The organism is Shewanella psychropiezotolerans (assembly GCF_007197555.1).
Taxonomy (GTDB): domain Bacteria; phylum Pseudomonadota; class Gammaproteobacteria; order Enterobacterales; family Shewanellaceae; genus Shewanella; species Shewanella psychropiezotolerans.
The window spans coordinates 3,538,420-3,550,012 of the sequence record NZ_CP041614.1 but is presented as its reverse complement, the minus strand read 5'-3'; the positions used below and the strand labels follow the sequence as shown (position 1 = coordinate 3,550,012).

10 protein-coding genes and 1 pseudogene are annotated in these 11,593 nt (G+C 45.7%); 7 read left to right on the top strand and 4 right to left on the bottom strand.

Features of this window, described 5'->3' with window-relative positions; translation table 11 throughout:
- Positions 1 to 75 precede the first annotated feature (75 nt).
- The 7 genes from FM037_RS15765 to FM037_RS15735 all read left to right on the top strand — a co-directional run bounded on the left by FM037_RS15765 (position 76) and on the right by FM037_RS15735 (position 6,206).
- Positions 76 to 480, top strand: coding sequence for a CopL family metal-binding regulatory protein (locus FM037_RS15765; RefSeq protein ID WP_144046761.1), 405 nt, complete (start codon positions 76 to 78; stop codon positions 478 to 480).
- A 210-nt stretch (positions 481 to 690) separates the two neighbouring features.
- Positions 691 to 1,323 (top strand): DUF411 domain-containing protein, encoded by a 633-nt coding sequence (locus FM037_RS15760; RefSeq protein WP_227992894.1) that lies wholly within the window; start codon positions 691 to 693, stop codon positions 1,321 to 1,323.
- A complete protein-coding gene (locus tag FM037_RS15755; RefSeq protein ID WP_407695600.1) occupies positions 1,320 to 3,311 on the top strand; it encodes a copper resistance system multicopper oxidase in 1,992 nt (663 codons plus the stop codon). The genes FM037_RS15760 and FM037_RS15755 overlap by 4 nt, the downstream gene beginning before the upstream one ends.
- 50 nt (positions 3,312 to 3,361) lie before the next feature.
- Complete coding sequence (locus FM037_RS15750; RefSeq protein WP_227992891.1) at positions 3,362 to 4,090, top strand: copper resistance protein B; 729 nt, start codon at positions 3,362 to 3,364, stop codon at positions 4,088 to 4,090.
- 156 nt (positions 4,091 to 4,246) lie between these two features.
- Positions 4,247 to 4,645, top strand: coding sequence for a copper resistance CopC family protein (locus FM037_RS15745; protein ID WP_144046759.1), 399 nt, complete (start codon positions 4,247 to 4,249; stop codon positions 4,643 to 4,645).
- Positions 4,623 to 5,630 carry a copper resistance D family protein gene (locus FM037_RS15740; RefSeq protein WP_144046758.1) on the top strand — a complete coding sequence of 336 codons (1,008 nt, stop codon included), beginning with the start codon at positions 4,623 to 4,625 and terminating at the stop codon, positions 5,628 to 5,630. Before FM037_RS15745 ends, FM037_RS15740 begins: the two co-directional genes overlap by 23 nt.
- Before the next feature lie 72 nt (positions 5,631 to 5,702).
- Positions 5,703 to 6,206 (top strand): YybH family protein, encoded by a 504-nt coding sequence (locus tag FM037_RS15735; RefSeq protein ID WP_144046757.1) that lies wholly within the window; start codon positions 5,703 to 5,705, stop codon positions 6,204 to 6,206.
- 400 nt (positions 6,207 to 6,606) lie between these two features.
- On the opposite strand, the pseudogene FM037_RS15730 reads toward FM037_RS15735, so the two are convergent.
- The 4 genes and pseudogenes from FM037_RS15730 to FM037_RS15715 all read right to left on the bottom strand — a co-directional run bounded on the left by FM037_RS15730 (position 6,607) and on the right by FM037_RS15715 (position 11,399).
- Positions 6,607 to 8,615 (bottom strand): annotated as a pseudogene (locus FM037_RS15730) (transglutaminase TgpA family protein).
- Positions 8,612 to 9,616, bottom strand: a complete 1,005-nt coding sequence (locus FM037_RS15725) for a DUF58 domain-containing protein (RefSeq protein ID WP_144046756.1) — start codon at positions 9,614 to 9,616, stop codon at positions 8,612 to 8,614. The pseudogene FM037_RS15730 and the gene FM037_RS15725 overlap by 4 nt, the downstream one beginning before the upstream one ends.
- A 9-nt stretch (positions 9,617 to 9,625) precedes the next feature.
- Positions 9,626 to 10,537: an AAA family ATPase gene (locus FM037_RS15720; RefSeq protein ID WP_144046755.1), complete on the bottom strand. Its 912-nt coding sequence runs from the start codon at positions 10,535 to 10,537 to the stop codon at positions 9,626 to 9,628.
- A 112-nt stretch (positions 10,538 to 10,649) separates the two neighbouring features.
- Complete coding sequence (locus tag FM037_RS15715; protein WP_144046754.1) at positions 10,650 to 11,399, bottom strand: EAL domain-containing protein; 750 nt, start codon at positions 11,397 to 11,399, stop codon at positions 10,650 to 10,652.
- Positions 11,400 to 11,593 lie beyond the last annotated feature (194 nt).

The following is an 11,593-nucleotide window of genomic DNA, read 5'->3' as shown; positions in this document are numbered from 1 at the left end:
ATTTAAAATTGGGTTTAAAAACGACACGCCCTAGGTTATGCTAGAAAAGTTAATCGTTTTCTAGTTGAGGTCATCTTGAATATAGGTAAAGGAGTCATCTTGATGTTGATGCTACTGACATTTGTCGGTCAGGCATATGCGTCTGTGATCATGCCTTACTCTATGTCCATGGACATGTCTACAAGTACCATGTCTCAAAACTCCATGTCTCAAGATACGATGGAGATGAGCCAGGATTCGATGCAAGACCCTGATTCGGCACATTCCGGTATGTCTCACACCATGACAAACGATGAGCATCAAGATTGCTGTAAGAGCGTATGTAATTGCGCTATGGGCTCTTGTTTCTCAGTGGCTTTAACCATGGCACTGCCTGAATTAGATATAACAACACATCCTCTACTTAAGATGAGTGTGTTCAAGATGACAACCCTTAATCAATATCCCTCTTCGCTTTACCGTCCTCCAATACTCGCCTGATAAGGCATAGATCCGTTTAAATTTTACGATCTTAATCCTTTGCTGCTAACTGCGTCGCACATGATGAATTCTATCAAGAATCTCAGATCCGCCCGACGTTAACTCAGTTCTAAGCCTGAAATCTGATCGAACCCTGAGGTTAACTTTTAATCTTATGGGGCAATAATTTTACTTAGTTATTGTTTCAGGCTGCGTATATTCGGAGGCCCTATGGCTTCAAAAAACACTTTACCAGAAAACTCTTTACCAGAGACTAAGAGCTCAAGATTCATGCCTTCAAGTGAGGGCCGTATAAGTAAGAAACTCATGTTGACTTCTCTCCTCATAGCCACAGTTCTACTGGGAGCCAGTGCCGTGACCTATATGGATAGCCATCGAGTCTTGGCTGGCAAGGTCGCTAATGGAACTCATACCAGTAAAGAGGGAGTAATAACGGCTCAGGTTCATTCTTTGGCAGTGTATAAAGACCCCAATTGCGGCTGCTGCGGTAAGTGGATCGATTATATGAATAACTATGGATTCGATGCCAAAGCCCATGACACTGGGCAGTTGAGCTCGCTCAAACAAGCCAAGGGCATTCCCGCTAATGTTCAGTCTTGCCATACCGCGATATCTAGCCAAGGTTTCGTGTTTGAAGGTCATATTCCCGCAACTTATGTTCATCAGTTTCTAAACGATACTCCGCAGGGTGCGATCGGTTTGGCCGTCCCGGCAATGCCGGTTGGTAGCCCAGGAATGGAATATGGTGATCAATTCAGGCCTTATCAGATTTTACTGCTTAACAAAGATGGCAGTAGCAGTGTCTATGGTGAAATTAACTCACTAGAGGAGTCAGTATTATGAATAAAATGCTTAAATCGTCTCAATTAATGGAGCTTGGAAGCTTAGTCAAGGCCCCTGGAACGCTATCTCGTCGCCGATTCGTCATGGGCGCGGCGAGTGCTATGATGCTGGCCAGTCTACCTTTCACTCAGAGCGTGTTAGCCGCGTCGTTACGCAAAGGCTTAACGACGCTCAGTGGTAAAGTGTTTGATCTTAGTATCGATTATCAGACCGTTAATTTCACTGGCACCGATGTCCGCGCCACTGTGGTTAATCAAAGTATACCTGGGCCTCTGCTTCGTTGGAAAGAGGGGGAGTCGGTGACCCTTAGGGTCAAAAACAATCTGGATGTGTCCAGTTCTATTCACTGGCACGGTATTATCCTGCCGGCAAATATGGACGGTGTTCCCGGGATCAGTTTTGAGGGCATAGAGCCCGGGGAGACATTCGAATATAACTTCACTGTTGGCCAGAGCGGAACTTATTGGTACCACAGTCATTCAGGCTTCCAGGAACAAACTGGCATGTACGGCGCTATCGTTATCGATCCTAAGGATGCCGATCCCGTGGCATACGATCGGGAATACGTGGTGATGTTGTCAGACTGGTCAGACGAAGAGCCTGAGTCCATCTATGCCAAGCTCAAGAAACAATCCGATTATTATAACTTTCGTGAGCGCACCTTAGTCGATCTCTTCGATGACATCTCAGCTAATGGTTTAGTTAACACCTGGAATGCGCGTTCTATGTGGAATAAGGGGCGAATGAGTGACAGGGATATTTCGGATGTGACCGGGTATACCTATACCTATCTGATGAATGGCAATACTCCAGAGAAGGGCTGGCAGGGACTGTTTCGCAAGGGTGAAAGAGTGAGACTCAGATTCATTAACAGCGCGGCCATGACCATTTTCGATGTGCGTATTCCGGGTCTGAAAATGACTGTGGTGGCTAGTGATGGACAGAATATTCAGCCTGTCAGCGTCGATGAGTTTCGTATCGGTGTCGCCGAAACCTACGATGTGATTGTCGAACCCGAAGTTGACAATGCTTATTGTATCTTCGCTCAAAGCATAGACCGCACCGGTTTCACCTATGGCAGTTTGACTTCAGATCAGGCTCTTAAGCCTCTTATCCCACCCATGGATCCCGTTGCCGTGTTAGTACACAGAGACATGGGCATGAACATGGAAGGCATGGATCACAGTGCTATGCAGATGGATACGACCGGAAATGGTGACAAAACCATGGACATGAAGGGCATGGATCATAGTGCTATGCAGATGGATATGGCCGGAAATGGTGATAAAACCATGAACATGGAAGGCATGGATCACAGTGCTATGCAGATGGATATGGCCGGAAATGGTGATAAAACCATGAATATGGAAGGCATGGATCATAGTGCTATGCAGATGGACATGAATAAGGCCAGTGTTACGGGTTTGGGGCTAGCCGGATATGGCAGTAACAATGAAATTAAGCATATTTCCAGTGAATTTGGTCCTCAGGTCGATATGCGGGCGGCGAGCCCCCGCAGTGGCTTGACCGATCCGGGAATAGGACTCAGGGACCATCAAAGCTTGTACAAGCGAAAAGTACTCACCTATGCAGATATCAAGGGGCTCACTCCAACACTGGATAAAAGGCAGCCTAGCCGGGAGATCCAGCTGCATCTCACAGGCAACATGAGCCGTTATATGTGGTCGGTAAACGGCATCAAGTTTGCCGATGCTGCTCCACTGGAACTTGAATTTGGTGAGCGAGTACGTATCACCTTAGTCAACGACACCATGATGACCCATCCCATGCATTTGCACGGGATGTGGAGTGAATTGGAAACGGGTGATCCAGATTTTATTCCCCGTAAGCATACTGTGATAGTGCAACCGGGTTCGAGCATCAGTTATCTGGTGACGGCCGATGCGTTAGGTGGCTGGGCATATCACTGTCACCTGTTGTTCCATATGCCGGGCATGTTCAGAAAAGTCCAAGTTAAGAACGCATAACTATAAGCTCAAGTAAAAGCTCAAAGAAGGGAATAAATATGGAGTCGCAAATGAATACTAATCTGATAAATCGCTATCCCTTTATCGCCATCGCTCTGGTCGCTCTGGTAAATCTGGCCAGTGTCGACACGGCCTATGGCGCAGAAACCGACGATCCCTTGTTAACCAAGGTGATGATCGATGAGTTTGAGAACGATCTCACTAGTAACAGTACCACCAGCTGGGGAGCACAGGCCTGGCTTGGCTATGACCTGAATAAACTTTGGATTAAGACTGAGGGGGAATACTCGGGTGGAGATGTCATCGATGCCCAAGTTCAGGCCCTGTATAGCCGAGCTATCGCTCCCTATTGGGATCTGCAGATGGGAGTGAGACGTGACTTGGAACCGTCTCCTTCCCGTGATTGGGCTGTGCTCGGAATTCAGGGGCTCGCACCCTATTTCTTTGAAATAGATGCGGCGCTTTATGTGGGAAAAGAGGGGAGAACGGCGGTTAGCTTCAGTAGTGAATATGAGCTCTTGATCACCCAAAAGCTCATCTTAACTCCTGAGATTGAGATGAACTTTTACGGACAGAATGATCCCGATGTCGGTATCGGATCTGGCTTGTCAGATTTTGGTGCGGGGCTGAGGTTACGCTATGAAATAGTCAGGGAGTTCGCGCCTTATATCGGCGTCAATTGGAGTAAGAAGTTTGGTAACACGGCAGATTACGCGAGGGATGAGGGTGAGGAAGATAGCGAGACTCAATTTGTTGTCGGTTTCAGATCTTGGTTCTGAGTCCGGTTTTTATCGCCGATATCAAGAGGTGGAATCGAGAGTAGAAAAGAAAATAAGCTTCAAGAGTCAATCGACATTTGAATGATAAATCTAATGGTTACGTAATAAAAAACAAATTAATCAACATATTAAATAATATAAATTGAAGGGTATAAAATGAAATTAATCAAGACAATCGCTATCTCTGCCACCATGATATTTAGTTCTGCCGCGTTTGCGCATTCCGGGCTGATTGAGTCGAGTCCTGCGAAGAATGAGATGCTGCAAGGCTCGCCCCAAGCGCTGGCGCTGACATTTAGCAGTCCGGTACGCCTGGTTAAATTGACCCTGAAGGATGGTGCTGGTGATGACATCAAATTTGGTTTCAAGCCAAACATGCAAAGCTCAAAGAAATTCTCCCTGGATTTACCTCAATTGTCCCCCTCAAGTTACTCGGTTAACTGGATGATCATGGGAGAAGATGCCCATAAGATGAAAGGAAAATTTGGTTTCATGGTCCATGAAGTGATGGCTAAGGCGACTGAGCACGATCATGCCAGCCATTCCCATGACTGATGTAATGGTGTTAAGCCTGTTCGACATAGTCGGCATCATGACTAAATGGCTCATCTATATTGGCGTGGCGTCGAGTCTGGGCGGCTTCTTGATGATCGTAATGAATGTCAGGTCGATAATCAGGCAACAGCAAATAGATTCAAGTACAGGAGCAGGTATTGACGACTTACCCGGCTACATGAGGAAGGGGGCCATGATCGGAATCTTGGCCGTTGCCATGAACTTCTTCATTCAGGTAGGTTCGTTTGCCGAGACCGGTCTTTCAGGAATGTGGGATCCTATGATGACCGAAATCCTCTGGCAGAGTTCTGTCGGGGGCTCCGTATCCTGGCGTATTACTGGTTTTGTTTTGGTTTTGGTTACCACATTTATGCCTGTTAACCGAACGGGACCCGCTCGAAATAGTGCATTGGGTCTACTCCTGATGGCTACGCTTTGTTTGGCGTATTCATTCACCTTGATAGGTCACAGTGCCGATATGGATGACTTAGGTAAATGGCTGGTGGCTCTTCATGTTGTTGCCATCGGTGCCTGGATTGGCTCACTGATCCCTTTATGGACCATGTGTGGCCGTTTAGAAGCGCGATCACTCAAGGGTGTCATGGACTTGTTTGGCAAGCAGGCCATATTTATCGTCGCTGTTGTGGTGATCACGGGACTGATATTGCTAAGCCTGCTGTTTCAAAGTCCTGGCGAGTTTATCGACACTGGCTATGGAAGAGCCATTTTGACTAAGCTTTTCATTATCTCGGCGATTCTGGCGATAGCCGCACTGCACAAGTTTAGCTTGGTGCCTAATCTTGATGATAACGCATCGGAGTCTGGCTCGTTAGTCGTGAAGCTGAGCTCAAAGCCAAAACAAGGCGAGGCGAACTCAGTAGGCATATTGAAGCGTTCAATTGGGGTCGAGATACTCATCGCTGCGCTGATTTTAACCACAACCGCTGTGCTGTCCAGTGTGTTGGGGCCACAAAGTCTGGCTTAAACGGACGAATTGATTAAAGCAGGGCTTTTTATCCTGCTTAAAAGATATATAGAAAGTAAATAAGGAAATGAAATGCTTAGATATCAAATAAAGCAATGGCGAGGCCTTTTATCAGGGCTATTACTGCTCTTAGGCGCCAATTATTCCGGTCTTGTGCAGGCACACGGAAATGAAGAACATCCAGCCGCGACTAAAGTATTTATTGGCATGGAACAACCTGTGGCCAAGGTGGTGAGTGAGTTTCATCGCGCTATCCAGAGCGGGGATGAGGCGTCAGTTAAGAGGATATTGGCAAAAGATGTGTTGATCTATGAAGGAGGCAACGTCGAACGTTCGCTACAAGAATATGCCAGTCATCATATGAGGGCCGATATGGCTTATCTCAAAGGATTAACAGTCATCATGCTCGAGCAGCAGATACAGGTGTATGGCAACACGGCAATTTCTATGTCGGTGACTAAATCGTCTGGTGTGTTCAAGGGAAAATCGATAGACAGTCAGGGGATGGAAACCTTAGTACTGAATAAGGAAACTGGTGGAGAGTGGCAGATAGTTCACATCCATTGGTCGAACTGATCTTTTTGTCGCAATATTTTGTTTTAACCTTCTCGTTTTAGTCTGCGAGTTTATACCATTCCGAGTAAGTATCTGATCGTTCTGACCAGATACTTATATGGAATGGTATTAAGCCTAAGGATGGGCTGGAATATGTCGATAAGAGTTTAGTGCTTCCTTCGACGTAGATATATTCAGAATGATACTGGCTACTCCATAGACTCAATGATTGAATCTATGGAGATATGTTGTGCAAGACATACGTTTTCTTGTACGCTAAATCCATGCGTACTAGTGTCTTGTAAACATGTGCAAGTTTAGGTATGCGGGGCAGGATGCTCCGCTTTTTTCTGACTGAAATATGGCCGGTTATTACGTCATCACTATTGTTGAATGCATATTTTTCGTTTACCGTTTCTTGTTAGAGTTTGATCAGTTTAAGCTTCAACTTCCTGGATAATCGAATAAAAAGTTTAGTGGTGTTTTTTTTGCCACTGGGCGTTAATGTTCGATATTTAAGCGCGACGTAATACTGAGTCAATAGAGAGAAATCTTTAGCAATCGCAGGTAGCTGACTCTCTACGCTATGGCAAAAATCTATCGGGCCCTGATCGAGCCGCCTGGTCACGCCTTTCTTATCTAATAACCGACAGACTCTTAAGTAAGCCGATGATATTTTATCTTTATCTCTGCTGAAATGCAGTAATCCGGCACTGTATGCTATTACTAATATGATAAGAGCCAAGCTTGAGAGCATGAAAAAGGCTAATTTCTCTGTGGTGACCTTCCCCAGCAACTTATGTAACACCTGCTCTTGTTTACTCGAATCGAAACCTAATACCCAGACACTCCAATAGAAATCTATGCTGGCTAAATTTTGCCTCAGCTCATTGAGAAGGGGATAGTCTCTGAGCCTAAGTGTACTGAAGGGACTGTCGATAAAATAGCTGTCCCCTCCTTGAAAATAGGCGTCGAAACCTTCGAGTATTCTCTCCGGTGCTATCATAGAGGTGGGATCGAGTCTTATCCAGCCTCTGTTCTCTAACCAGACTTCTACCCAGGCATGGGCCATATATTGATAGATGCTGAGATATTGGGCTTGTTTATTCCATTCGCCGCCCTGATAGCCTGTTACCATTCTTGCAGGTATCCCGGTAGCGCGAGCCATAACTGTTAATGCACTGGCATAATGAACACAAAATCCGGCCTTGTTTTCCAATAAGAAATCATCAATTTGCTGTGGACCTACAGGTGGTGGCGTCAGAGTATAAAAATAGGCTTGCTCGGTGAAGTAATTCATCATGGCATTGAGTCTCTTTACCGGGTTTGGGTAGCGGACTGCAAAACTCTTGGCTAATTTGTGGGTTCTGGGGTTACTCAGCTCCGGAAGCTGTAAATTAATATTCCTGACATGATCTGCGAGTGTTAAATCCATGGGCATAGAGGGGAAAGATTTGACACTGTACTGAAACTTTTGTGTGAGGCTCTTGGTGGAATAGAGGCGGTAATCCGGCAATTGGATGATGTTCCTTGTATCGCTGAAAGCGACGTCCAGGCCGAAGAGCCAGTGTTGATTGCTCTTCTGTGCAATAACAGAATAATTCAGCCAGGTCCCAGTGGCAGCAGGCACAGTCGATGACGCTAAATTATTTGATTCCAAGGTTTTAATGCTTTCGTGTTGTCTCCAGGTCTGACCGTCGTAATCTTCTAAGACCAGAGCCCGCCAATAGAGTTGATGATTTCTGGGGGAGTGCCATCAAACTTGACCTGAAATGCGAGAGCCGCAGAGCGTGTCAGCCTGCCTATTTCACCGAAACTCACTTCATCTGAGATCCCAGTTTGTTCCGTTTTTAGCTGCGGCATCAACCACAGGGGAGGTAAACGAGGAAACACCAGGAAGAGCAGGGCGGCTAAGGGCAAACTTTGTATGATGAGGCTAAAACCTATTCTGGCTGTCTCATTGAGCCTCACATCTTCTCGGTAGAGGCTAACTAACACACAAGTGTTAATCGTGGCAATGAAGATTAATAGGATAGAGAAGTAGACAGATTGATGCCCGAGTAAGGTGATCGCGATAAGAATATAGCCGACAATGACCACAATTCTGACATCACGCCTGTTTCTCATCTCTATATATTTGAGTGAATAACCTAAAATCAGCAGGTTGATCAAGCCGTTGAGTAAGCCAATTTTTGATGTGACCAGTGCTAGAGTCAATGCCGATGCCAGGGCGAGTGCTGTTACCAGCAAGCGAGGAGGCTTGGCTACTCTTCCCATAAAAATGCCGTAGCGCCATACCAGGCAGATGCCGCAGATGGCCATGGTCCATGGAGTCAACTTGTCATAGAGTGGCAGAAGTATCACGACATTGATGATGAGTAACCAAAGTAGACTATGCCGGGATATGATCTCCTGCTGCGAGGGCTTCATTTTATCTCCCCATCTCTCACAGGAAGAAGTGCTATGGTTTGTTGGCACATAAGCCGATGGCTCTCGCCATCCGAAGGAGGGATCTTATGTTGGCCTATTACTAGCCCGAAAATATGCCCACGTTCACTGAGTTTATCGATGGACCAAGTCAACTTACTGATCCTTTCTTCGATGTCCGGTGAGCCTAGATTATCTAAAGTGAGCCAGAGGGGTTGTCCTTGGGGTTGCTGAAATTCCTTGCTCAGCATGCCTCGTCCCTGTGCCAGTTGTTTCCATGCAACCTGTTTCAATGATTCTCCGGGAATATGTTGCCTTAGGCCTTTAAACTCATCGACTCCCTGAACATGTATGCCTTTGTCTAAGGTGTCACTTATATCGTCTGTTTCTAAAGAAGACAGCTCTGATTGTGACTCGATGGGATTGGCAAAGACGATCACTTGATTAGCAAGATCTATATGTGACCAGGCTCTGCATAATCCAAGCGGGTATCTCGACTCTATTTTCAAGCGCCTGGGGAATATTCTGCCTCGGCTAAGGTTTTTAAATTGCAGCAGAGAAACCTGTGGTTCCTCTTTAATCATTTTGAGCACATTGACCTGGTTATTGGGATAGGAAAGCAATACTTCAAATTGAGCTTGTCTAGAGGACAATTTTATTGGGAATACCAGTGTCTCTCCAGCGTAGGCTTGAGGAGAAGGAGATGAAGTAAGTGAGAGCCCGGCAAGGTTTTTATAACTGTAGATGATGCAGGTATTAAACAGGCTTACCAGTAAAAAGCTTAATCCTATTATCAAGTTGTTCTGATAATTAGTGCCGAGTATAAACAAGAGTAAGATCAGACTGGCCCACAATAGGCCGAAGCCCGTGGGTAGAATGAAGATACTTTTATGGGCTAATGTGACCTGTTTCGATGGCGGTAGCCTACGTGCTAACCAGGCGTTCAACCAGAGCGAAGGTTTCCAGAGCCTTGTGGATTTAGTGGAGTTAGCACGATTCATCATAATGCTAATTTACAGTATCGGGTTGACGTTGCTGAGAATTTTTTGAGATAGGGCAGCTCCCTGCTGTTGACTACTGCTGCGGATCCTATGCTCGGCTACCGATGAGAACACTGCCTGTACATCCTCAGGGACAAGGTAGCTTCGTCCATTGAGAAAAGCCCAGGCTTTAGAGGCTTGGAGTAGTGCCTTGCTCGCCCGTGGTGACAGGCCAAACCCCTCATTCTGGACGCGGGAGGCTTCGACGAGTGCGAGCACATAATTAAGTAAGGCATCTGAAGCCGTAATTTTCCCAACATCTTGCTGTAACTGAACCAGTTCGATTTGGGATATACACTGGGGAAGAACCATAACCTGGGGGGATTGGTCATGTCCTTTGAGCATTTCGAGTTCGGCTGCAGCGTTGGGATAACCAATGGAGAGGCGCATCATAAAGCGATCGAGTTGTGATTCTGGCAGTGGGAATGTGCCCGATTGCTCGCTGGGATTTTGAGTCGCTATTACAAAAAACGGGCTGGGCAGTGGGTGAGTGATCCCATCGACTGTGATCTGACTTTCGGCCATGGCCTCGAGTAGTGCGCTCTGTGTCTTGGGACTGGCACGATTGATTTCATCCGCTAGCACCATCTGTTTGAAGATAGGCCCAGGGTGAAAGATAAACTGAGCTTGCTCCTTATCGAAAATAGAGACTCCTAGAATATCGGCGGGTAACATATCGCTGGTAAATTGTATCCGCTGATAAGTGAGTCCCAGACTCTGGGCGATGCCATGGGATAGGCTGGTTTTCCCCATACCGGGAAGATCTTCGATCAGCAGGTGTCCTTTGGCGAGAATACATGCAAGTGCCAGCTTTATCTGTTCTGGTTTGCCTAATAGAACACGCCCAAGTTGAGTGATAATATCTGAAATTGTCTGTTTGGACATTGAATTCCCTTTACTGGCATTATGGTTATTACTATGCGGCAAATTAGATTCTTGATCCAGTTTCTTGGTTTGACTCTAAGTCTAGGTCAATTCGTTACCCTTGCATGGCTTGCTAGTTCATTAATTTTGCAGGCAAAGGCTCAATGTTAGTCAGGTTTTCATCGAGGGCTAGTAGTGGTGTGACAGAAGGCGCTGTGATGAATTGGGACTTAAATAAAAATCCTTGCACCAGATCTATACCGAGTTCTTGCGCGAGCGCAAATTGTTGCCGGTTTTCTACGCCCTCGAGGACAGTTTGTTTACGGCAATCCTTAGCAAACCGGATCAGGGCTTTCATCAGATATTCTTGCTCTATATTACCCATTTGATTAAGCCAGTGGATATCAAACTTTAGGGTATCTACTTGGCCTAACAGGGCTAGAGACAACATGGAATGTGGGGCACCAATATCGTCGAGTGCCACATTTATCTGTTTGGATTTTAAATGGGATACCAGTATTCTCGAGAGATTTGCATCATTGATGCAAGTATTCTCGATGATCTCTACGGTTAAATTAGGCCGAAGCGATAATAAATTCAACATGTGTTGGCTTTTGGGGCCTATGGCATGGGGGTCTAAGTTGATAAACAGAGGCAAAGAGGCAATTGAGTGTTTAAGTTGAAAAAACTTAGCTTGTATCTCAACTTTTTCTAATAGAGATGCTTGATTATGCAGATGATCGAAGACGATATTGGGTGGCGTGTGACGGCCATCGAGATCGGTAAATCTAGACAGGGCTTCATAGCCATAGACAGACGAGTCCGAGGTGTTGATCAGGGGTTGATATTCTGCGCCCAGGTAAAGATTATCCAGTGATACCATCAAGTCGATCTTAATATTTTACGTTAATGATAATTATTCACAATAAAGGCTGACTGTCTAAGCTTTTTACCTGAAACTGGGTTCGAATGAGCTAATTTTCATCACACCGGTGAAATCTGATCATTTTTCAATTCCCAAGGATTGAGACACTGACGTTATTGTATTAAGTATCCTGAAAGAATCTTAGTCATGCT